The organism is Nocardia alba NBRC 108234, from assembly GCF_001612665.1.
Classification (GTDB): domain Bacteria; phylum Actinomycetota; class Actinomycetes; order Mycobacteriales; family Mycobacteriaceae; genus Nocardia; species Nocardia alba.
This window is the reverse complement of record NZ_BDAX01000001.1, coordinates 151,941-172,952: the sequence shown is the minus strand read 5'-3', so window position 1 is coordinate 172,952 and position 21,012 is coordinate 151,941. Positions and strand designations below refer to the sequence as shown.

Genomic DNA, 21,012 nt, shown 5'->3' with positions numbered 1-21,012 from the left:
TCTTCATACCAGAAGGAGCCGGTCCATGGCGAGAACTCCCCTGTTCCAACGCGCGACGGTGACCCGGATCATCAAGGAGACAGCCGACGCCCGCACCTTCGTCCTCGCTCCACACGAGGGCGCGGTGTCCTATGTCGCCGGCCAGTTCTGCACGTTCCGGGTGCGCGTCGACGATGTCGAGCTGTTCCGGTCGTACTCCATGTCGAGCGCGCCCGAAACCGATGCCGAGCTCATGACAACGGTCAAGCGGGTCGTCGGCGGCCGGGTGTCGAACTGGCTGATCGACAACCTCAGCGAGGGGGATGTGATCGAGATGAGCAGGCCGGCGGGCAAATTCTGTCTGCGCGAGAGCGAGCGCCCCCTGCTCGGCTTCTCCGGTGGCAGCGGCATCACCCCGGTCCTGTCGCTGGCCAAGAGCGCGCTGGCCACGACCGATCGTCGGGTGCGTCTGCTGTGTGTCGACCGTGACCGGGCGTCGGCGATCTTCGATGCCACCCTCGAGGAACTGGTCGCGCGCTACCCCACCCGGCTCGAGGTGCTCCGGCATCTGGATGCCGACAGCGGGTTGCTCGATCCGGCCGCCGTGCGCGCGTTCGTCGCCGACGACGGCGCGGCCGACAGCTACATCTGTGGGCCGGAGGCGTTCATGGCGATGGTGGAGGAAGCGCTGCCGGGTCCGGGCGCGATCTTCAGTGAGCGCTTCGGCGCGGCCGAACCGGTTGTCGCGGTGGCCGAACCGGAACCCACCGCCACGCCGGAGCCCGCCGCCACCGCGGGCACGGTCACCGTCATCCTCGGTCGCAAGAAGGTGACCGTGCCGCGCAATGCGGGCGAGACGCTGCTGGAGAGCGCGCGACGCGGCGGCCTCACCCCGCCGTTCTCCTGCGAATCGGGAAACTGCGCGACCTGCATGGCCGTGCTCACCCAGGGTTCGGCGACGATGCGCGTCAACGACGCGCTCACCGACGACGAGGTCGCCGAGGGCTACGTGCTCACCTGCCAGGCGATTCCCGACACGGCCGAGACCACCGTTCGCTACGAGTGAGCGCCCGGCGCACGCCGACGGACCCCGGGACCTGAACAGGTCCCGGGGTCCGGCTCCCCCTGGCTCGGATGAGTGATCAGATGTTGTGCTCGCCCAAACGCGGTGGCGGGCCGTAGGTGGGCTCGTACCCGGCGATCCGAATCGGACTGCCCACCAGTCGATGTGGTCCCGCCTGCACCAGCACCTCCGGCGTCGCCTCCAGCGCCTCGGGCAGTGTCCGGACGGCTGCGGCCGGGATGCCGAGGGGGCGCAGCCGCGATTCCCAGCCCACCGCGGTGTCGGCCGCGAGCGCGGTGGTGACCGCCGCGAGCACCTCCTCACGCCGGCTCGCGCGCTCGACCATCGTCTCGAACCCCGCCACCGCCGCTTCCCCGGCGAAGCGCCGCCAGAATCCGTCGTGAGTGATGAACAGCGCCAGATACCCCTCGGCGGTCGGAAACATCTGCGCGGGAACGTAATACGTGTGCGCTCCGAACGGGCGCCGCTGTGGCGCCGTGCCGTCGTTGAGGTAGGCCGAGGCGTGGTAGTTCAGCTGCGAGAGCATGACATCGCGCAGCGACACCTCCACCTGGCCGCCCTGCCCGGACACGATCTGCGCGAGCAGACCCAGCGCCGCGGTCAATCCGGTGGAGTTGTCGGCCGAGGAGTAGCCGGGCAGCGTCGGCGGGCCCGCGGGATCGCCGGTGAGCGCCGCGATGCCGGTGGCCGCCTGGATGACGTAGTCGAAGGCCGGGTCGTCACCGGCGTCCAAACCGAATCCGGTGATCGCGACACACACGAGGCGCTCGTTCCACCGGCGTAGCGCTTCGTAGGTCAGGCCGAGCCGGTGGATCGCCGACGGCTTCAGATTCACCAGCAGCGCATGCGCGTTCGCGGCCAGCTCCCCGAGCTGGTCCTGGCCGCGCGCGGTGTTCAGGTCGATGCTGATGCTGCGCTTGCCCCGGTTGAGGCTGGCGAAGTAGCTGTCACTCACCTGCCGGGAGATGTCGCCGCCCGCCGGTTCCACCTTGGTGACCTCGGCGCCGAGATCGGCGAGCATCATGGTGGCGTACGGCCCGGCCAGCATGGTGCCGACCTCGAGAATCCGGACGCCGGCCAGCGGCCCGGTCGCCGACCCGTCCCGCGCGGCACGGGCGCCCGAGGGCCGGACGCCCTCGCCCCGCGCCCCGATCATCGCAAGTCCTTCGCCAGCGCGGCGATCATCTCCCTGGTCCGCCGTTTGGAGGCGACCAGCTCGTCGCGGGTGTCGCCGATGGGCAGCAGGCGCACCGACAGATCGGTGGCCCCGGCGTCGCCGTATCGGCGCAGCCCCTCGGCGATGGCGCTCTCGTCACCGGCGACGCAGATGTCGCCGATGTCGCGGGCGTCGCCGGTTTCGAGCAACCGCTGGTAGTTCGGTGAGACCTCGGCTTCGCCGAGAATGCGGTTCGCTCTGGCCTTGGCCTCGGCGACCTCGGAGGGACGGCACAGGCAGACCGGCAGACCGGCGACCACACGCGGCGCGGGACGACCGGCCTCGGCCGCCGCCTTCGTGATCCGCGGCACGACATGGGCTCCCACCGCGCGCTCGTCGGCCATCCAGAGAATGGTCCCGTCGGCCTGTTCACCGGCGATGCGCAGCATCACCGGACCGAGCGCGGCGACCAGCACCGGCACCGGGGCCACCGGCCCGAGGTCGAGCGGATTGTGCACCGTGAACGTCGAGTTCTCGACGTTCACCGTGCCGGGCCCGCGCAATCCCGCGTTCAGCACCTCGAGATAGTCCGCGGTGTAGGCCGCCGGCTTCTCGTAGGGCAGCCCGAGCATGTCCGCCACGATCCAGTGGTGCGAGGGACCGATACCCAGCGCCAGCCGTCCGCTCGCCGCGGCCTGCGCCGACAGTGCCTGCCGGGCGAGGGCGACGGGGTGCTGGGCCTGCAGCGGCACCACGGCGGTGCCCAACTCGATCCGGGTGGTCACCTGTCCCATCAGCGCGATGGTGATCAGCGCGTCGAAATCGGTCGGGATCTGGGGTATCCACGCGGTGTCCAGGCCCGCCGACTCGGCCCACGCGATGTCGTCGAGCATCCGGGACAGTTTGCGGGCCGCATCGCCCTTTTCGGGCCCGATCATCACTCCGATACGCACGAATTCCTCCGTCTTCCACTACTTTTCGCGCGACCACGGTGGTCAGCGCCGCTGCGACCGACCCGACGCTCAGGTCGGGGACGGGGTATTGGTGAGCGCCCGGATCTCGGTGACGAGGGTGTCGAGCGAGGTGCCCGTCGGGAACACCGCCGCCGCACCGACTTCGAGCAGCCGCGCGACATCGGACTGGGGAATGGTGCCGCCGACGATCACGGCGATATCGCCCGCGCCTGCCGCGCGCAACGCCTCCACGGTGCGCGTGGTCAGCGAGACGTGCGCACCCGAGAGGATGCTCAGCCCCACGACGGCGACATCCTCCTGCAGCGCGATCGACACGATGTCCTCGATGCGCTGGCGGATGCCGGTGAAGATCACTTCGAAACCGGCGTCGCGCAGCGCGCGGGCGACGATCTTGGCCCCGCGATCGTGGCCGTCGAGACCGGGTTTGGCGACGAGCACACGGGCGCTCATCAGAACACCACCGGCTGCTGGAACTCGCCCCACACGCCCTTGAGCGCGGCGGTCATCTCCCCCACCGTGCAGTACGCGTTCGCGCACTCGATCAGGTAGTGCATCAGGTTCTCGTTTCCTTCGGCGGCGGTGGACAAGGCAGTGAGGCTGGACCGGACCGCCACGGAATCGCGTTCGGCTTTCACCCTGGCGAGACGCTTGAGTTGCAGGTCGCGGCCCTCGGCGTCGAGTTCGTAGGTCGCGATCTCGGGCGCGGGCTCGTCGGAGACGAACCGGTTCACCCCGACGACCGGTTTGGTGCCGGCCTCGACGTCCTTGTGCAGCTGGTAGGCCTCATCGGCGATCAGACCCTGCAGGTAGCCGTCCTCGATCGAACGGACCATGCCGCCGTGGCGCTCGAGGTCGTCCATGATCTCGATGATGCGAGCCTCGGTCGCGTCGGTGAGCGCCTCGACGAAGTAGGAACCACCGAGCGGGTCGGCGACCCGGGTGACTCCGGTTTCGTAGGCCAGGATCTGCTGGGTCCGCAGCGCGAGCGTGGCGGACTCCTCGCTCGGCAACGCGAACGGCTCGTCCCAGGCCGCGGTGAACATCGACTGCACGCCGCCCAGCACCGAGGCCATCGACTCGTAGGCCACCCGCACCAGGTTGTTCTGGGCCTGTGGCGCGTACAGCGAGGCGCCGCCGGCGACACAGCCGAAGCGGAACATCGAGGCCTTGTCGGTGGTGGCCCCGTAGCGCTCGCGCACGATCGTCGCCCAGCGTCGGCGTCCCGCACGGTATTTGGCGATCTCCTCGAAGAAGTCACCGTGGGTGTAGAAGAAGAACGAGATCTGCGGCGCGAACTGGTCGATCGTCATCCGGCCGCGTTCGATCACGGTGTCGCAGTAGGTGACACCGTCGGCGAGGGTGAACGCCATCTCCTGCACCGCGTTGGCGCCGGCATCACGAAAATGCGCGCCCGCCACCGAGATCGCGTTGAATCTCGGCACTTCGGCCGCACAGAATTCGATGGTGTCGGCGATCAGCCGCAGCGACGGTTCCGGCGGCCAGATCCAGGTGCCGCGAGAGGCGTATTCCTTGAGAATGTCGTTCTGGATCGTGCCGGTGAGCTTCTCGCGCGGCACGCCCTTCTTCTCGGCGGCCGCAACGTAGAGCGCCAGCAGGATCGCGGCGGTGCCGTTGATCGTGAAGCTGGTGCTGATCTTGTCCAGCGGCATGCCGTCGAACAGGATCTCGGCATCGGCGAGGGTGTCCACCGCGACGCCGACGCGACCGACCTCCTCGGTCACCTCCGGATCGTCGGAGTCGTAACCACATTGGGTCGGTAGGTCGAGCGCGACCGACAACCCGGTTCCGCCCTGGTCGAGCAGATATCGGTATCGGCGATTGGACTCCTCCGCCGTTCCGAAACCGGAGTATTGGCGAAACGTCCACAACCGACCCCGGTAACCGGAGGCGAAGTTGCCGCGCGTGAATGGGAAGCCGCCCGGTGCGGGCGGTGCGGCGGCCAGGTCCGCGGGTCCGTAGACCGGCGAGAGCGGGATGCCGGACGAGGTCTGTATCGGATCGTTCATCAGTGATTACGGTACTTGCAAAAAATGAGAATGCCAATACCATCGAAAGGGAATGCCGCTTCGATCCGCGGCGGGGACCAGCACTGAGGAGACCGATGTCCAGCGAGAACGCCGTACTCACCGACCGCACCCTGGTCATCTCCGGCGGCTCCCGCGGGATCGGTTTGGCCATCGCGCTGGCCGCCGCGCGGCGCGGGGCGAATCTCGTGCTGCTGGCCAAGACCTCGCAGCCGCACCCCCGGCTACCCGGCACCGTGCACACCGCGGTGGCCGAGGTGGAGGCCGCGGGCGGCAAGGCTGTCGCCGTGGTCGGCGACGTGCGCAACGAAGCCGACGTGGCGCGCGCCGTCGAGACCGCCGTCGAACGGTTCGGCGGCATCGACATCTGCGTGAACAACGCCAGTGCGATCGGCGTCGAACCGACCGAGAGCCTCTCGGCCAAGAAGTACGACCTGATGCAGGAGATCAACCTGCGCGGCACCTTCCTGCTCACCAAGGCCTGCCTGCCGCACCTGCGCGCCTCGGCGAACCCGCACGTGCTCACCGTGTCGCCGCCGGTGAACATGAACCCGCGCTGGCTCGGCGCCCACCCCGCCTACACGCTGTCCAAATACGGCATGACCCTGCTCTCGCTGGGCTGGGCCGCCGAGTTCGCCGACGCGGGCATCGCCGTGAATTGCCTGTGGCCCCAGACCTATATCGCCACCTCGGCGGTCGCGAACATGGCCGACGGCGACAATCTGCTCTCGTCGTCGCGCAGCCCCGAGATCATGGCCGACGCCGCGATCGAGATCCTGTCCCGACCCGCCCGCTCGGCCAGCGGGAACTGCTACATCGACGCGGAGGTTCTCACCGCGTCCGGCGTCGAGGACCTGTCGCGCTACGGCGGCGGCGACAGCCCGACGCTCGACCTCTTCCTCGACTGAGACCGGCTGAAGGACACACCGTGCATCCGACCATTCAGATCAGCGTCCGTCCGATCCTCGACTACTACGGCAAATGCCCACGCTGCGGCTATCCCGCCGGCGCGGCGGAGACGATACGCAAGTCCCTCGACGGCCTCATCGAACGCCACGTGGTGGCCACCTGCGAACTGCCGTGCGGGTGGTACGGGCCCGTGACCCGTACCACCATGACCGGTGGTGCGGCCGCGGCCGACCCTGCCGCCTGAACGACACCCCGTCAGCCGCGAGAATCCGCCCCGGATCCTCGCGGCTGATGTCGGCAATCACTTTTCCCCGCAAGTCTTCTGACAGCAGAAACCCGCCTCCGTGGGAGGCGGGTTTCTGCATTCGACCTTCTCGGACGCGGAGCTAGCTCTCGCCCAACGCGATCGCCATCGTCGGGCAGGCCGACGCCGCCGAGCGAACCTCCGATTCGGTGGCACCACCCGGATATTCGTCGACCACCACGGCCAGGTCCTCGGCGTTCACCTCGAACACCGTCGGCGCGATACCCGCGCACAGGGCATGGCCCTCACATTTGGTCCCGTCGACCGACACCCTCATGACCGTTCTCCGCCTTCGTTGTTTCTCGGGGTCGCGCCGACCACCACGGTCGGCGCGACGGGGTGATTACTTGAGCATTCCGCCCGCGTCGATCGGCAGGGGCACACCGGTGACGTAGCGAGCCTCGTCGGAGGCCAGATACAGCACCGCGTTGCTGACATCCTCGGGCTCGATCCAGGCGACCGGCAGGGTGTGGAACAACCGGGCGATCGGCTCGAGGTCGGCGGGGCCTGGGCTCTCCAGATCCGGGCGGAACAGCTTGTAGGTGCCCTCGTTCATCACCATGGGCGTGTTCACGTGCGTCGGGTGGACCGAGTTCACCCGGATGGAGTGCTGCGCCAGTTCCACCGCGAAGGTCCGCATGAGTCCGACGACACCGTGCTTGGCCGCGACATAGTGGCCGATATTGGGGTAGGCCTTGAGCCCGCCCACCGAGCTCGTCAGGATTATCGAGCCGCCGCGCTCACCGGCGATCACATGCGGCACAGCGGCTTTCACCGATTTCCAGACGCCGCCGAGGTTGACGTCGATCATGTCGTCCCACAGGTTCTCCTGCAGATCGACCAGCGCGCCGCCCTCGTTGCCGATCCCGGCGTTGGCGACGATGATGTCGAGCCTGCCCAGTTCGGCGACCGCTCCGTCGACCGCGACCTTGAGCCCGTCGTAGTCGCGGACATCGACCTCGGCGGTGACCACGCGACGGCCCTGTGCCCGGATGAGATCGGCGGTGGTCGCCAGATCCTCCGGGGTCGACATCGCGAACGGCACGTTGTCGAGTTGCTTACAGACATCGATGGCGATGATGTCGGCGCCTTCCTGCGCCAACCGCAGCGCGTGGCTGCGGCCTTGCCCGCGCGCGGCTCCGGTGATGAACGCGACCTTGCCTTCGACCCGTCCGGTCATGATTACCTACCTCTGTCGTTGTTGTCGTGGTCAGGATTGGGGAGTGAAGCGGATGTGCAGTTCGCTGAGCCCACGCAGCAGGAAGGTGGGTTCGTACTCGTAGGTGCGCGCGTCGACCGGACCGTGCTTGTCCGCATCGATCTCGATGTCGAGCAGCCGGTCCAGGATCCGTTCGATCGAGACCCGACCCTCCACCCGCGCGAGCGGGCCGCCCGGGCAGGTGTGCACGCCGCGACCGAACGCGATGTGCTCACGGAAGTTGTCGCGGTCGAGACGGAACTCGTGCGGGTCCTCGAATCGGCGCGGATCGCGATTGGCCGCGCCGGGGCAGAACATCACCAGGCCGCCGGCCGGGATGTCCACCTCACCGACGGTGGTCGCGCGGCGAGCGAGCCGGAACCCGCTCTTGACCGGTGCGTCCATCCGCAGGGTTTCCTCGATGAAGTTCGGGATCAAGGTGCGGTCCTCGCGCAATCGCTGCTGCACGTCGGGGTGATCGCCCATGAACCGCACCGCCGCGCCCAGCACCTTGGCCGTGGTCTCCTGCCCGGCGGCGAACAAGAAGGTCGCCGACCGCGCCACATCGAGGACCTCCGGTGTGGTGCCGTCCGGATACTTCGCCAGCGCCAACGACGTCAGTACGTCGTCGCGTGGCTCGTTGCGGCGATCGGTGATGTAGGAGACGAATTTCTCGTCCAGCCAGGCCAACGGGTTGCTCGAGAGCGCTTCGTTGTCGATCGCACCGGGTCGGGCACCCGGCTGGGGCGCGCCGAGCACGACACGGAATTGCTGGTGATCGACTTCGGGAACGCCGAGCATATCCGCGACGACCAAGAGCGCGAACGGCTTGGCGTACTGGGATAGGAATTCACATTGGCCGGCCTCGACGAATTCGTCGAGCTGCTGGTCGGCCAGCCGCCACATGAATTCTTCGTTTTCTTTCAAGCGGGCGGGCGTGAGCAGACGATTCAACACCGACCGCGCGAAGGTGTGTTGCGGCGGGTCCATCGTCACCATGTGCTCGAACATCGGCAACTCGGTCCGATGCTGGTCGATGAGGTCGCTGATATCGTCGCCGACCGGCGTGAACGGCAGTGGCGGGAAGGGTCCGCCGACGGCGACAGCCGAGGAGAAGATCGACGAATCCTTCAGTACCTCAGCCGATTCCTCATATCCGGTGACGGCGTACACACCGAAGTGCGGTTCCTGGGTCACCGGGCACTTCGACCGCAGATGATCGAAATAGGGATGGGGATCGGGAATCAGATCCGGGTCGGTGAAGTAGTTCACTGTATCGAAATCGGTCACGGAGAACTCCAGGTGATCGGGAAGCCGCGACAAAGACGCGCACTTCGATGGTAACAACCATATTCATTTTTGAGAACCTCATTCCCGCGAGACAGCACGGAACTCCGCGCGGTCGAGCGGGGAGAGGATTAGGGCAGGTAGACCCGGCTGGCCAGCCAGCGTCCGTTGACGAGTTCCATCGTCATCTGGACCCGGCTGTGGTCGACGCGCGGATCGGCGGCGGCGATATTGGTGACCGTCTGATCGATGAACAACAGCACTTCGACCTTGGTCTCGGATTTCGATTTCACCGCGGCGTCGAGCACCGTGCCGGTGCCGGTCGCCTTGTTCTCGAGCAACAGCTGGCGCAGCTGACCGCTCGACCGGGTGTACATGTCCTTGAACTCGCCGGTCGATCCGTCCAGCACCGCCGCGAAATCACGATCGAGGTGGTTGGAGTCCACGCTGGTCAAGGTGACGGCGTAGGCCCGCGCCGCCGCGAGCCCGGCTTCGGCGGCGGCGTCGGTGTCGGACTTCTCGTCGAGTTTCCAGCCGAGGAAGCCCGCCGCCGCCAGCGCTGCCACGGCGGCCACCACGGTGACCGGCGCGGCGATCCGGCGCGCGATCGCCCGCACCCGCTGCAGCTTCGTCGGGCCTGCCTGTTTCGGCTCTTCGGTCGGCGCCGGATCAGAATCCGCCGATGTCTTCACTACCGCCGGTTCGAGCAATTCGGTCTCGGTCTTGGTGTCCGTGTCGTTCATAGCGATTCCTAGCGTGGTGGTGTGCGGTGCGAGTCCGGAGCCGTTCACCGAGGTACCGGCGTCGACAGATCCGGCCCGGCGAAGGTGAGCGGAAGTGTCCATGGTCCGAGCGGAGTCGGGATCGCCTGCGTCGCGGTCGCCTGTCCCGGCGGCGGCGGACCGGGGACACGCGAACCCGGCGGGCGCGGTGCGTTGCGCGCACCGCGGATGAGGACCGACGGGTCCTCGTTCGGGCAATAGGTGTAGAGGTAGGGCTCGGGGAAGTCCGGCTGCGACGGTGAATGTCGCGGCAGGTTGTAATCGCAGGAGTAGCGGGGGTACAGATTCACCAGCCCCCAGAGGCCACCGTCGTGGAATGCCGCGGTGAGGTTGCCCAGCGTCGAGCCCGCCCGCTCGGTCGGGAAGAAGAACTCCCGCAGGGCAGGCACTCGCGAGTTCGCCATGTCGGCCACCGTGGTGAGGTTGCCGAGCAGGTCGCCCACGCCGGGCGAGTTCTGGTCCAGCACCGCGTCCAGCGCACCGAGCGTTCCTGGTGCCGCGCCGAGCAGATCGACGAATCCGCCCGACTTCGCCTCCACGCCCGACATCACTCGTGCCGCGTCACCGGCGAATTCACCCAGTCCCGGCGAGGCGGCGGCCGCGGTGCTCAGCACCGTCCGGCTGTCGCGCAGCAGCCCGACCGTTTGGGGCAGCACCGAATCCAAGGTGGAGACGAGAAAGATGCCACCGTCGATGATGTCGGAGAGCTTGCGCGGGCCCTGCTCACTCACCCCGAGTTCCTTGACGATGGCCGCCAACCGCGCCGGATCCACCTGTGCGAGCGTGGTATCCAGCTGCGCGAGGGTCTGCCACAGCGGCACCGGCGTCGAAGTCCGCTCCACCTCGATCTCGGCGCCGTCGGCGAGGTAGGGGCCGTCGTCGTCGACGGGGCGGAAATCGAGGTACTGCTCGCCTGCCAGCGACAGGCTCGCGACCCGGACCGCGCCGCCGACGGGCACCCGGGCCTGCGCGTCGATCGCCGCGGTGGCCACCAATCCGGTCGAGGTCAGCTCGATCGCGGTGACCTCACCGATCGGGACACCGCGCAAGGTGACATTCTGCCCGGTCAACAGCCCACCGGACTGTGCGAGGTGCACGCGGACGGTCATGGTGGCCGCCGTGGGGTCGACGCCGAGGGCGCCGAACAGCAGATACGCGATGCCGACGATCAGGGTCAGCACCAGCGCGCCGCTGGACAGGATGGACCGGAACCGGCTGCCGAGCACGGCCGCGCCGACCACGACGCGCGCGGGCACGCCGAGCACGAGCCGAAATCGCTGCGCAGGTGTCATCGCCCCGCTCCCGTCACGCGCTGCTGCAGTTTGAGCAGGGTGTAGGTCAGGGTGCCGACGAGAGCCTGCCAGTCGCTCACGTCCGGTATCCGGCTGCCCTCATCACCGGGGTGCGCCGGATCGGGCACCGCACCGATCGTCACGTCCTGCAGATCGGCGTTCACGTGCGCCGAGGTGCCGTTGGTGATCTTGATGATCGGTCCGAGAATCGAATTCATCGCCGCGAGACTGGCATTGGGATCGGTCGAGGCCGCGTTGAGCCCCGCAGAGAGCCGGTTGACGTCGGCGACCATGCCCGCGGCGGACCCGTCGATGGCAGGGAACTTCGCCAGTTCCCGACTGATCTGATCGACCTGCCGGATCAGCGTCAACGCCTGCTGGGAACTGTCGGTGGCGGCCGTGAGCGCCGGTCCCGCGACGTCGGCCAGCTCGCCGAGCGGGCGACGCTGCTCCTGCAATTGCCGGGTGAGCTGGTCGACTTCGACGAGTGCGGTGCGGATATCGGCCGATCGCGCGGCCAGTGCCTGCACCACTCTGGTCGATCTGTCCAGCAGCGCGGCGAGATTCGCGCCTCGGTCGCCGACGGCGTGTCCGAGGCCGTTGACGATATTGGTCAGGTTCCGGATCACCCCACCGTTGACCAGCAGCGACGCGGTGGTGAGCAGCTCCTCGATGGTGGCCGCGGCCTGGGTGGCCGACAGCGCGATGGTGTCGCCGTCGTGCAGCACCGGCCCGCCGGGAGCGGCGGCGTCGGGCGGAGTGAGCGCCACGAAGACATCGCCGAGTGGTGTGGCGGTGCGTAATTCGGCACGGGTGCCCACCGGCAGGGCCACCCCCGGCTGAATGCGCATCGTGACCACGGCGGTGTAGTCGCGTGCCGACATCCGCGCGACCTCGCCCACGTCGGCGCCGAGCACCCGCACCTTCGCCTGCTCGGGCAGGTTCAGCGCATTGGCGAAGCCGGCGTGGATCGTATAGCCGCCGTCGCCGACGCCGGGCGCGGGCAACGGCAGATCGCCCAGACCCACCGCGCAGCCGGGCACGGTAGCGAGTACCACCCCGGCCAGCAGCAGGGTCGACGCGGACCGATATCGCTGTCTCATCGTGGCAACCTCGACATCGCCTCTAGCATGTCGGTGATGCCGAAGTCCGGCCCGAAATCCTGCAATGTTCCTGTGCTGCAACCGAGTTGGCGTAGCCCCAGCACGTTGCACACCTCCTTCACCAGTTGGCCGTCGAAGAAGACCTTGTCCAGCAGCGCGTGCACCCGGACGCCGCGGTAGTCGACGTCGATGGCGTTGTAGGCGTTGTTCAGCAACAGCGGTGTCACGTCGATGAACTCGGCGATCTCCTCGCGGTAGTCCGCGAGCGCGTGGGTGACGGTGCCCGCGTTGGTCACCGTGGAGCGCAGGCTCGCACTGTTCTGGGACAGGAGGTCATCGGTCTGCTGCATGATCTGCACGATCTGCGCGCCGGTATCACCCGCGCCGATCTGGAGATCGGCCAGGACACTACTCAATTGCCCTGTCGCACTGCCGAATTCCCGGATCGTCTGGTCGTTGTCGGCCGCGGCGCGAATCAGGACCGCCAGGTGCTCGACGATGTCGGTGATCGCCTTCTGGGTCTGGGCTCCCCCGTCCTCGCCGAGCCGCAGGGCACCGGACAGTTCGTTCATCGTGGCCCGAAGTTCCGGACCGCTGCCCGAGGCGATCCGCGCGGACGTATCGAGCAGGCGCGCGATCGGACCGGTCTCGGGAGTCGCGCCGGCCAACTGCGCGGCCATCCCGTCGGCGGCGCCGAGCAAGCGGTCGAAGTCGATGGGGGTGCGGGTGCGGTCGAGGCCGAGCTGCGCTCCGTCGGCCAGGGTGGCGCCGCCGCGGTAGGCGGGTGTGAACTCGACGTGGCGATCGGTCAGTACCGAGGTCGAGACGGTCACCGCGGTCGCGTCCGCCGGGATGTCCACCGCGCCCTCGACCCGCATGGTGACCTCGACATGGGAACCGCGCGGGGTGATGGCGGTGACCTCACCGACCGGCATCCCGAGTACGGCCACGGCGTTGCCGACGTAGAGTCCGGCGCCGTTGTCGAATCGGGCCGTCACAGTGATGGCCGAATCCGTGTCGTTCGGGCTGCCCGCGCACCCCGCGAGCGCACCGAGTCCGAGCACCAGCACGATCCTGGCCAGCGTGGCGAGTCGTGTCATTTGCAGTCCTGGAAGTAGGGGGCCAGCGAGACCTGGTCGGCACGCCCGCTCAGCGCGCACATCCAGGAATCGATCAGCGGCCCCGCGGGCGCGGTGAAGTCGACCTCGTTGGCGGTGCCCGACGCGTTCGCGAAATTGCGGATGGGGACGGGCAAGATCTGCAGGATGTTGCGCAACAGGTCGTCGTGGCGGGCGAGGCTGCCGAGCAATCCGTCGAAACCGCGCAGCAGTTCGTCGATCTTGGGCCGATCCTCGACGACCAACACCCTGACCTGATCCGCCAGCCGCCGCGTCGAGTCCATCAGGGTCTGGAGCGCACCGCGCCGCGCGAGAATCTCGGTGACCAGGTCGCGGCCCTGGCCCACGATGGCCGCGAGGTCGCCCTGCTGACCGTTGACCACCGTGGTCAACTGTTGCACGCCGGTCAGGAGCGCGCCGAGTTCGTTGCGACGGCTGCCCAGCAGTGCGGCCAGCGAGCGCAGATTCCCCAGCAGCCCGGGCAGTACCGTCGGCACGCCGTCGAGTTGGTTGGCCAGCGCGTCGAGCGAGGTGGCGATACGGCCGGAGTCGATCTGTTCGAATGTCGCGGTGGCGTTGTCGAGTGCTTGCTGCAGATCGTAGGGAACGGCGGTGCGCGACAGACCGATTCGGTGATCGGCGATCTCGCCGCCACCCGCCGGGGTCAGTTCGACGTAGCGGGCGCCGAGCAGGGTGGTCAGTTTGATGGCGGCGCGGGTGTCTGCGCCGAGGGCTGCGGACCGATCGACGCTCAGGGTGACCAGCACCCGGTCGCCGGCCAGCCGCTGACCCGCGACCGTGCCGACCGGAACACCGGCGACGGTGACCCCGTCCCCTACGCGCAGACCGGCGGCCTGTGCGAACTCGACGTCATAGCGCTGCTGTCCGACGCCGAGGGAGTTGAAACCCACCGCCCCGGCGACGATCGCGAGCAACAGTCCGAGCGCGATCAGCCCCAGCACGGCTTTCGAAGGCTGTTTCGATGTCATTGCCTCACCTGCAGATCGGTGATTGTTGGATGGCGCCGGTCGGCGACGCCAGAGCGACGATGGTCGGTACCAGGGTGGCCAGCGCGGGCAGGAACGTCACGCCCATGTTGCACAGGTAGGTGTTGAGGTAGGACCCCTCCTGGCTCGCCCTGGCGAGCCCCTTCAGCAGCGCGGGCAGGTTGAAGCCCAGGTAGGCGAAACTGTCCTTGTTCTGCTCGAAGTGCTTGGTGAATCCTGGTTCGCGCGTAAGGAATTCGTTCAGCTGTGGCCGCACGTCCTCGACGACGGTGGCCAGGCGCCCGGTCACCGACGCGACGGTCGTCAACGACCCCATCAGCTCGTCACGGTGACGCGAGAGCCCGTCGATGATCGAGCGCGACTGGGTGAGCAGGGTGCTCACCGTACCGCTGTGCGCCGCCAAGTCGCCCACCACCTGGCTCAGGTTCGTGATCACCGCCCCGAGCACCTGATCCGGTCCGGCGACGGACTCGGCCAGGGTGGAGACCTGCGCGATCAGCAGCACCAGCGAGGTGTTGTCGCCCTGGAGCGCGGTGATCAGCGCTCCGGTCACATTGTCGACCTGCTGCGGATCCAGCCCACCGAACAGGGGCTCGAACCCGTTGAGCAGCACCGAGATATCGAACGAGGGTTCGGTGTGCTCGAGCGGGATCGTGCCACCGGGCGCCACCTCCTGCGGTTGCCCGAAGTCGGCCAGGGAAAGGCCGAGATAGCGCTGGCCGATGACATTCTGATAGGTGATCGAGGCTTTCGTATTCCCGAAGACCTTCTGTTGTTCCTCGACCCGGAACCGCACCTCGGCGCGATTGCCGACCAGCGCGATCCCGTCGACGCGACCCACCCGCACCCCGGCCATCCGCACATCGTCACCGGCGCGCAGGCCCGTGACATCGCTGAAGATCGCGGAGTACGTTCTCGCCGAGCCGTCCACCCCGCGGTGCAGCGTCACGAAGGTGACCCAGATCAGTCCGAGGGACACGACCAGGAACAGGCTCAGCCCGATCAGTGATCGACGAAAACTCATCGGCCGCCACCCACCGGGAGCGGACTGTCGGAGAGCAGTTGCGCCAGTACCGATTCCGCGGCGTTGGCCTCTCCGCCCAGAATCCGGCGGATCAGGTCCTGCAGTTCCGGCGCCAGCTGGGGTACCGAATACGACCGCGGATTCATACTGGGTGACAACTCCTGCTGGGGGATCGAGTCCGGTGCGGTGGTGCAACTCGGTGCGGCCAACTGGCCGTATCGGGGACAGTCCGCGCGTGTGTAGGCGGTGTGCGGGCTCAACCGGAACTGGAATTTGCCGGTACCCATCTGGGTGTCGGAGTTCCAGAACTCGGCGAACCACAGATCCGAGATCGTTTTGATCCGGACCACGATCGGTGCAAAACTGCCGGCTCCCTCGCCCAATACATCGAGGACCGGCACCAGATCATTCGTCACTGTGACGATCTGATCGGTATGTCGAGCCAGCCCGCCGCCCACCTTGGACAGGGTGTTGTTGCCCGCGGACAGCAGGTTCATCAGTTCGCCCTCGCGTTCGGCGACCGTGCGCAGCGGAAGTACCGCCGAGTGCAGGGCATCGAGCAGGTCCGGGGCCGCCGCGTTGAGCCCGTGCACCGCCTCGGCCATCGCGCCCAGGGTCGAGGGCCCACCATCGGGCGCGAGTAGCGCATCGAATTCCCTGGTGATCCGGTCGAGTTGCCCACCGGCGCGCACGATGTCGTCACCCCGTCGATCCGTGGCCGCGGCCACCGCGGCGAGCATTCCGACTGTGGTGTCGGACCCGACCCGCCCCGTACTCGCGATGATCTCGCGCAACTTGGTCAACGCGGTCTGCAACTGGACCGTCGCCAGGCTGCGGTCCTGGACGATCTCGGTGTCGGCGGTCAGCCCGGGGCCGGGCCCGTTGTCCACCAATTGGACCGAGGACACGGCGAAGACGTTGCTCGGCACCACCCGTGCGGTCACCGTGCGCGGCACTTTCCCGGCGTACACCGGGTCGAGCAGCAATGTCACCCGATTCGGACCGCCGTTGTCGGCGAGCGCCACCGTGGACACCGCGCCGATCAGCAGACCACGAAACTTCACGTCGGATCGGGCGGGCAGACCATCGCCGAGCTGATCCAGCATGGCGATCACTTCGACCTTGTCGTCGAAGCGGCCCGTCGACTTCATCAACAGTGCCGTGACCATGACTACCGTCAGCGCGATCAGCACCACGCCGCGCAGCACCAGCGAGAATCCGCTGGGGCCGCGCCCATCCTTCTCGAACAGCGACGCCGACATCTACCCTCCCAGCCGTGCGCTCGAACCGATGCCCCACAGACCCACGGTCAGCAGCAAATTGACCACGATCATCACCGAGATGGACGCGCGCATCGCCCGGCCCGCCGCCGTGCCGACGCCCTGGGGGCCGCCCGCGGCGTAGAAGCCGTAGTAGCACTGGATCGTCGAGGTGAGGATCACGAAAAGAATCGCTTTGATCAGCGAGTACACGATGTCGGGACCGTTGAGCACCAGCTGGAAGTAGTGCTGATAGGTGCCCGCCGACAGACCGCCGGACAGACCGACCACTACTTCCACCGCCAGATAATTGGCCGCCAGGCAGACCAGATACAGCGGGAACATCGCGACCACCGACGCGAGGATCCTGGTACTGACCAGATACGGAACCGCGCGAATGGCCATCGCCTCCATCGCCTCGATCTCCTCGGCGATCCCCATCGCACCGAGTTGCGCGGTGAACCGGCACCCCGCCTGGGCGGCGAACGCCAGCGAGGCCATGATGGGCGCCAGTTCCCTGGTCGAGGCGGTCGAGGCGATCAACCCGACAGTGGGCTCCATGCCAAGCAGGTGCAGTGCGTTGTAGCCCTCCAGACCCACGATCGCACCGCCCGCCGCGCCGAGCACGATGATCACGCCCGCGGTTCCGCCACCGACGACGATCGAACCGTTGCCCCAGGTGATGTCGGACAGGATGCGCAGAAACTCCTTGCGGTAGTGCCGCAGCATCACCGGGATCGAGATCAGGGCGCGGAACAGGAACGTCCCCATATGACCGACGCGCATCGCCCCCGAGGCCAGCCGGGATGCTGCCCGGTAAAGCGGTCGCACCCCCGGCGGGTAGTACTGCGCGGCCATTACAGCCCCTGCCGTGGTAGCAGGATCATGTAGAGCTGGGTGAAGGCGACGTTGACGATCATCAGCAGCAGAATCGAGGAGACCACGGTCGAGTTGACCGAATTCGCCACGCCCGCCGGGCCGCCCTTGGTCGTCAGCCCCTTCTCGCACGCCACTACGGCGACGATCGCTCCGTAGACGACGGCCTTGATCATGGTCAGCACCAGATCGTCCACGGTCGCGAACGAGGAGAAGGTCGCGACGAAACTTCCCGGTGCCCCGCCCTGGACGAAGACATTGAACAGGTACCCCGCGAGAAAGCCGACGAAGCAGACGATGCCCGTCAGCGACACTCCGATCAGTACCCCGGCCGCCAGCCGGGGTACCACCAGGCGGCGGATCACCGAGACGCCCATGATCTCCATGGCGTCCAATTCCTCGCGAATCTTGCGCGACCCGAGATCCGCGCAGATCGCCGAGCCGACCGCCGAAGCCATCAGCAGCGCCGCGACCATCGGCGCGCCCTGCCGGATCACCGCGAGCCCACTGGCCGCCCCCGCGAGCGAGGTGGCGCCGACCTGCCCGGCCAGCAACCCGAACTGGATGGACAGCGTCACCCCGATCGGCAGCGCGACGAAGATCGTCGGCAAGGCCGCCGACGATGCCATGAACGCGGCTTGGCGGACGAACTCCTGAAACGCGAAGCGTCCGGTGACCACGTCGACGGCGAGGAAGCGCAAGGCGCGCATGCCGAGAACGAATTGGCCACCGACCGTTTCCAAGGCGGCAATCGGGTGTCGGCGGAGATAGCCGCGCGCCCACTCGGCTATCTCACGATCGGCCGTTGCCATCGTCAACTCGCGGACACCAATCCAGCGGTGGTCCGTGACGCGCTGACCCGGAACACCTCGGTGGGACCGACTTCCTCGGCGGGCAATCCCGCCGTCGCCAAGGCGCAGGCCTTGAACGCGCGCGCCGCGCGGCTCACGCGGTGGTGGGTGATCTTCACTCGATCCGCCAGTTCGGCCGGAAGCTCCTCGCCCCACAGCGACAGTTCGGCCGAACGGTGGTCGAGACAGTCGAGGATTCCATCGCGCACCCGACGGTCGGTGACCATCCCGGCGGGGACCGCCACGGCATGCGGCCAGGTGTCGTGTTTCGCCGCCGCCAGCGACTGCTCGATATCGAGCACCGTCGCGCCGAGGATCTGCAACGGGCGGATATCGGAGTGATCGTCGACGAGCACGGTCACCTCCCACCCCGCGGTCGTCCGATCGAAGAGCCAGCCTCCGGCGTAGCGCACCACTTCCGCGGCATTCGGTGCGACAATGGCGAGGCGATATCGCAGCGGATGCCGGCGGGCGTGGGCTCTCCAGTGGGCGGAATCAACGAATTGTGCGGCCATGGGCTTCCCATCCAAACTTCGAATCTGAAGATCTCGACAGGTGCGCCCCACGCCCGGATTTCGATCGCTCGGAGCCCCTGCCGACCACACGGTAATCCGGTTACTCCGTATGTGACAGCAGTCTCAGCCAAGTAACTAGTGATCTACATCACATAGATTTATGCTTGACGTCCAGCACTGAAATTCGTTCAATCGCAGGTCATCAGGGTTGTCGGAGCCGTCGACCAACGGGCTCCGTCCGTGGCTATCGCTCCGGCCCGTACGGCCCAGCCAACGACGGATACACGAGCGACGACGAGCTCTCCTCGCCGTCGGCTACTCGGACGCGCGCCGCTTGGGTCACGCTGTCACTGGTCAATCGGTCGATCGCACGCTCGAGCATGGGCAGGATCTCGGCCACGTCGAGGTCCTTGTCGACGAATCGACCGGTCAACGCGTAGATCAAATTGGTGATGATCAATCCGACGTCCTCGACGTAGGCGCGATCGTAGCCCTCGAACAGCATCGCGGCGACCGGCAGCACGGCGTTCACGCCCTGTGCGTCCAGTTGCCGACCACCGACGCCGCTGCGCGCGCGATGGTAGGCCTCGAGCATTCTGGGATTGCTCTCCCACGGCTCGAAAACGTGCCGAATGACGCGTTTCAACCCATCGCGCAGCGACTCACCCGGAACCGGCATCTCCAGCTCGGCGTAACTGTTGATCGCCATCCACCGGGTGACGGCGGCGACCATCAACTCGTCACGGGTGGCGAACTTCTTGTACACCGTCGCGAGCGACACCTGGGCACGACGCGCAACCTCCTTGAGCTGCAGGTCGTCGTACCCATCCGACATCAACATCGCTATCACGACGTCGATGATCCGGACCGAGGAGTCCGTTTCCGGTGACCGTTTCACACCGATACGGTATCGCCGCTGGTCGACTGACCTACTTCCGGGCCGACCGTGGGCAACCCAGCGGCGCGAGGCGAACCGGCGAGATTCCGAGACCGTCCGACCTAGACTACTGCCGACCAGCTGGTGGGTTTTCCCGGAATTCTCACCCGCGCAACCGACAGTTAGGCGATGCGGTCGAGACCAAGGGTGAGTCGATGAACAACGGCAAGACGCTGCGGGACTGGTGGCACGATCCTGTCGACTACCGATGGCTCGTCCGCACGCTGGCCGCCAAGTCGGCGCTGGTTCCGCTGAAGATCCTGATCGGGCTCGCGGGAGCCGCGATCGCGGTGATGGGCGCGGTGATCGCGGGAACACCGGTGGGACCGCCCGGCCATCCCGGCCTCGCTTCGACGATCGGAGTGCTGTCGGGGACCCTGTGGGCTGCGCGCTGGTGGCTGCGGCCCTGGCCGAGCAAGACCGAGTCGCTGGTCCTGATCGCCTGCGCCGATGTGCTGTTCACGGTGGAATTCCTCCAGCTACAAGATCGACTGTTCGGGGCGATGGGCACCGTGCTGCTCCTCGGCACCGGCAGCTACCTGAGCTTCTTCCACAGCGCCAAAGCACTGGCCGTGCATTCGGCGTGGTCGCTGCTCTCGGTGGTGGCGTTCTCGGTGCGGATCGCCACCGGCGATGGGAGCATCGAACTGGCCATCGCGGTCGCGTTGCTCCTCGCGTCGGTGGTCAGCGCGGTGCCCGCGTTCCAGCTGCTCTATTCGCTGCTGCGCACCGAGTCGCAGTCGGACCCGCTCACCGAACTGCTGAACCGCCGCGGCCTGGAGAACCGGCTGCAGCAGCTCATGGACCGCAATCCCGCGATGTGTGTCATCTGCTTCGACCTCGACCGATTCAAGAACGTCAACGACACCTGGGGCCACCGGATCGGCGACATCGTCTTGATGCGGACCGCCCGGCGGCTGCACGACGCCGCCGGGGAGATGGCGGTGGTGGCGCGGACGGGCGGGGAGGAGTTCGTGGTGGCGGCCCCGCTCGCCGCGGCCGCCGCGCGCAACGAAGCCGAACGGCTGTGCCGGGTGATCGCCGAACCCCCGGAAACCACCGTGGCTGTCACCGCGAGCGTCGGTGTGGCGATTTTCGACGCGACGATCTGTCCGCGCTGCCCCGGACCGACCGCGGACCGCCTGCTGCAATCCGCCGACGCGGCGATGTACCGGGCCAAGCAGTCCGGCGGGAACCTGGTGGTGGTGGACGAGCTCAGCCCGCCGCCGGACCACCGCCACCCGGCCGACCCGGACAACAACGGGTAGCCCCGATCGTTCCCGGCGACCAGGCTATCGCCGCGCCGGAGCTG

The 21,012-nt window shown here is 67.4% G+C and carries 22 protein-coding genes; 4 read left to right on the top strand and 18 right to left on the bottom strand.

Features of this window, described 5'->3' with window-relative positions; translation table 11 throughout:
• Positions 1-25 precede the first annotated feature (25 nt).
• On the top strand, positions 26-1,045 hold the full coding sequence (locus tag NA12_RS00815; protein ID WP_067444712.1) for a ferredoxin--NADP reductase: 1,020 nt from the start codon (positions 26-28) through the stop codon (positions 1,043-1,045).
• 76 nt (positions 1,046-1,121) lie between these two features.
• Here NA12_RS00815 and NA12_RS00810 read toward each other — a convergent pair whose 3' ends face one another.
• From NA12_RS00810 to NA12_RS00795, 4 genes are all read right to left on the bottom strand, one after another.
• Positions 1,122-2,219 (bottom strand): CaiB/BaiF CoA transferase family protein, encoded by a 1,098-nt coding sequence (locus NA12_RS00810; protein ID WP_084472252.1) that lies wholly within the window; start codon positions 2,217-2,219, stop codon positions 1,122-1,124.
• On the bottom strand, positions 2,216-3,172 hold the full coding sequence (locus tag NA12_RS00805; protein ID WP_067444710.1) for a TIGR03564 family F420-dependent LLM class oxidoreductase: 957 nt from the start codon (positions 3,170-3,172) through the stop codon (positions 2,216-2,218). Before NA12_RS00805 ends, NA12_RS00810 begins: the two co-directional genes overlap by 4 nt.
• 69 nt (positions 3,173-3,241) lie before the next feature.
• Positions 3,242-3,643, bottom strand: coding sequence for a cobalamin B12-binding domain-containing protein (locus NA12_RS00800; RefSeq protein ID WP_067444706.1), 402 nt, complete (start codon positions 3,641-3,643; stop codon positions 3,242-3,244).
• Positions 3,643-5,220 carry a methylmalonyl-CoA mutase family protein gene (locus NA12_RS00795; protein ID WP_067444704.1) on the bottom strand — a complete coding sequence of 526 codons (1,578 nt, stop codon included), beginning with the start codon at positions 5,218-5,220 and terminating at the stop codon, positions 3,643-3,645. The genes NA12_RS00800 and NA12_RS00795 overlap by 1 nt, the downstream gene beginning before the upstream one ends.
• A gap of 95 nt (positions 5,221-5,315) precedes the next feature.
• Between NA12_RS00795 and NA12_RS00790 the strand changes: the two genes are divergently transcribed.
• Both NA12_RS00790 and NA12_RS00785 read left to right on the top strand, forming a co-directional pair.
• Positions 5,316-6,146: an SDR family oxidoreductase gene (locus NA12_RS00790; RefSeq protein WP_067444702.1), complete on the top strand. Its 831-nt coding sequence runs from the start codon at positions 5,316-5,318 to the stop codon at positions 6,144-6,146.
• A 20-nt stretch (positions 6,147-6,166) separates the two neighbouring features.
• Positions 6,167-6,391: a hypothetical protein gene (locus NA12_RS00785; RefSeq protein ID WP_067444699.1), complete on the top strand. Its 225-nt coding sequence runs from the start codon at positions 6,167-6,169 to the stop codon at positions 6,389-6,391.
• A gap of 142 nt (positions 6,392-6,533) precedes the next feature.
• On the opposite strand, the gene NA12_RS00780 is transcribed toward NA12_RS00785, so the two are convergent.
• From NA12_RS00780 to NA12_RS00715, 14 genes are all read right to left on the bottom strand, one after another.
• Positions 6,534-6,728 carry a ferredoxin gene (locus NA12_RS00780; protein ID WP_067444696.1) on the bottom strand — a complete coding sequence of 65 codons (195 nt, stop codon included), beginning with the start codon at positions 6,726-6,728 and terminating at the stop codon, positions 6,534-6,536.
• 66 nt (positions 6,729-6,794) lie between these two features.
• Positions 6,795-7,631: a mycofactocin-coupled SDR family oxidoreductase gene (locus NA12_RS00775; RefSeq protein WP_067444693.1), complete on the bottom strand. Its 837-nt coding sequence runs from the start codon at positions 7,629-7,631 to the stop codon at positions 6,795-6,797.
• A gap of 30 nt (positions 7,632-7,661) precedes the next feature.
• Complete coding sequence (locus NA12_RS00770; RefSeq protein ID WP_067445216.1) at positions 7,662-8,939, bottom strand: cytochrome P450; 1,278 nt, start codon at positions 8,937-8,939, stop codon at positions 7,662-7,664.
• Positions 8,940-9,067: 128 nt separating this feature from the next.
• Complete coding sequence (locus tag NA12_RS00765; protein ID WP_067445214.1) at positions 9,068-9,679, bottom strand: Rv1363c family protein; 612 nt, start codon at positions 9,677-9,679, stop codon at positions 9,068-9,070.
• Between the two features lie 44 nt (positions 9,680-9,723).
• Positions 9,724-11,010, bottom strand: a complete 1,287-nt coding sequence (locus NA12_RS00760; protein ID WP_067444690.1) for an MlaD family protein — start codon at positions 11,008-11,010, stop codon at positions 9,724-9,726.
• Positions 11,007-12,113 (bottom strand): MlaD family protein, encoded by a 1,107-nt coding sequence (locus tag NA12_RS00755; protein ID WP_067444687.1) that lies wholly within the window; start codon positions 12,111-12,113, stop codon positions 11,007-11,009. Before NA12_RS00755 ends, NA12_RS00760 begins: the two co-directional genes overlap by 4 nt.
• Positions 12,110-13,213, bottom strand: a complete 1,104-nt coding sequence (locus NA12_RS00750) for an MCE family protein (RefSeq protein WP_067444684.1) — start codon at positions 13,211-13,213, stop codon at positions 12,110-12,112. The genes NA12_RS00755 and NA12_RS00750 overlap by 4 nt, the downstream gene beginning before the upstream one ends.
• Positions 13,210-14,220, bottom strand: coding sequence for an MCE family protein (locus tag NA12_RS00745; RefSeq protein WP_067444681.1), 1,011 nt, complete (start codon positions 14,218-14,220; stop codon positions 13,210-13,212). Before NA12_RS00745 ends, NA12_RS00750 begins: the two co-directional genes overlap by 4 nt.
• 4 nt (positions 14,221-14,224) lie before the next feature.
• Positions 14,225-15,262 carry an MlaD family protein gene (locus NA12_RS00740; protein WP_067444678.1) on the bottom strand — a complete coding sequence of 346 codons (1,038 nt, stop codon included), beginning with the start codon at positions 15,260-15,262 and terminating at the stop codon, positions 14,225-14,227.
• The gene (locus NA12_RS00735; protein ID WP_067444676.1) at positions 15,259-16,524 is read right to left on the bottom strand and encodes an MlaD family protein; all 1,266 of its coding nucleotides are present in this window, start codon (positions 16,522-16,524) and stop codon (positions 15,259-15,261) included. Before NA12_RS00735 ends, NA12_RS00740 begins: the two co-directional genes overlap by 4 nt.
• Positions 16,525-17,379 carry an ABC transporter permease gene (locus tag NA12_RS00730; protein ID WP_067444674.1) on the bottom strand — a complete coding sequence of 285 codons (855 nt, stop codon included), beginning with the start codon at positions 17,377-17,379 and terminating at the stop codon, positions 16,525-16,527.
• Positions 17,379-18,209, bottom strand: coding sequence for an MlaE family ABC transporter permease (locus tag NA12_RS00725; RefSeq protein ID WP_067444671.1), 831 nt, complete (start codon positions 18,207-18,209; stop codon positions 17,379-17,381). Before NA12_RS00725 ends, NA12_RS00730 begins: the two co-directional genes overlap by 1 nt.
• Before the next feature lie 2 nt (positions 18,210-18,211).
• Positions 18,212-18,763 (bottom strand): hypothetical protein, encoded by a 552-nt coding sequence (locus tag NA12_RS00720; RefSeq protein ID WP_243654858.1) that lies wholly within the window; start codon positions 18,761-18,763, stop codon positions 18,212-18,214.
• A gap of 244 nt (positions 18,764-19,007) precedes the next feature.
• Positions 19,008-19,661, bottom strand: coding sequence for a TetR/AcrR family transcriptional regulator (locus NA12_RS00715; protein ID WP_243654857.1), 654 nt, complete (start codon positions 19,659-19,661; stop codon positions 19,008-19,010).
• A gap of 194 nt (positions 19,662-19,855) precedes the next feature.
• Here NA12_RS00715 and NA12_RS00710 point away from each other — a divergent pair, with 194 nt between their 5' ends.
• The gene (locus NA12_RS00710) at positions 19,856-20,968 is read left to right on the top strand and encodes a GGDEF domain-containing protein (protein ID WP_067444668.1); all 1,113 of its coding nucleotides are present in this window, start codon (positions 19,856-19,858) and stop codon (positions 20,966-20,968) included.
• The last annotated feature ends 44 nt before the right edge of the window (positions 20,969-21,012 follow it).

Excerpts from the sequence above, each read along its gene's own strand:
- NA12_RS00815 (WP_067444712.1), top strand. The coding sequence starts at position 26 with ATGGCGAGAACTCCCCTGTTCCAACGCGCGACGGTGACCCGGATCATC.
- NA12_RS00810 (WP_084472252.1), bottom strand. The coding sequence starts at position 2,219 with ATGATCGGGGCGCGGGGCGAGGGCGTCCGGCCCTCGGGCGCCCGTGCC.
- NA12_RS00800 (WP_067444706.1), bottom strand. The coding sequence starts at position 3,643 with ATGAGCGCCCGTGTGCTCGTCGCCAAACCCGGTCTCGACGGCCACGAT.
- NA12_RS00795 (WP_067444704.1), bottom strand. The coding sequence starts at position 5,220 with ATGAACGATCCGATACAGACCTCGTCCGGCATCCCGCTCTCGCCGGTC.
- NA12_RS00790 (WP_067444702.1), top strand. The coding sequence starts at position 5,316 with ATGTCCAGCGAGAACGCCGTACTCACCGACCGCACCCTGGTCATCTCC.
- NA12_RS00780 (WP_067444696.1), bottom strand. The coding sequence starts at position 6,728 with ATGAGGGTGTCGGTCGACGGGACCAAATGTGAGGGCCATGCCCTGTGC.
- NA12_RS00775 (WP_067444693.1), bottom strand. The coding sequence starts at position 7,631 with ATGACCGGACGGGTCGAAGGCAAGGTCGCGTTCATCACCGGAGCCGCG.
- NA12_RS00765 (WP_067445214.1), bottom strand. The coding sequence starts at position 9,679 with ATGAACGACACGGACACCAAGACCGAGACCGAATTGCTCGAACCGGCG.
- NA12_RS00760 (WP_067444690.1), bottom strand. The coding sequence starts at position 11,010 with ATGACACCTGCGCAGCGATTTCGGCTCGTGCTCGGCGTGCCCGCGCGC.
- NA12_RS00755 (WP_067444687.1), bottom strand. The coding sequence starts at position 12,113 with ATGAGACAGCGATATCGGTCCGCGTCGACCCTGCTGCTGGCCGGGGTG.
- NA12_RS00750 (WP_067444684.1), bottom strand. The coding sequence starts at position 13,213 with ATGACACGACTCGCCACGCTGGCCAGGATCGTGCTGGTGCTCGGACTC.
- NA12_RS00745 (WP_067444681.1), bottom strand. The coding sequence starts at position 14,220 with ATGACATCGAAACAGCCTTCGAAAGCCGTGCTGGGGCTGATCGCGCTC.
- NA12_RS00740 (WP_067444678.1), bottom strand. The coding sequence starts at position 15,262 with ATGAGTTTTCGTCGATCACTGATCGGGCTGAGCCTGTTCCTGGTCGTG.
- NA12_RS00735 (WP_067444676.1), bottom strand. The coding sequence starts at position 16,524 with ATGTCGGCGTCGCTGTTCGAGAAGGATGGGCGCGGCCCCAGCGGATTC.
- NA12_RS00730 (WP_067444674.1), bottom strand. The coding sequence starts at position 17,379 with ATGGCCGCGCAGTACTACCCGCCGGGGGTGCGACCGCTTTACCGGGCA.
- NA12_RS00725 (WP_067444671.1), bottom strand. The coding sequence starts at position 18,209 with ATGGCAACGGCCGATCGTGAGATAGCCGAGTGGGCGCGCGGCTATCTC.
- NA12_RS00720 (WP_243654858.1), bottom strand. The coding sequence starts at position 18,763 with ATGGCCGCACAATTCGTTGATTCCGCCCACTGGAGAGCCCACGCCCGC.
- NA12_RS00710 (WP_067444668.1), top strand. The coding sequence starts at position 19,856 with ATGAACAACGGCAAGACGCTGCGGGACTGGTGGCACGATCCTGTCGAC.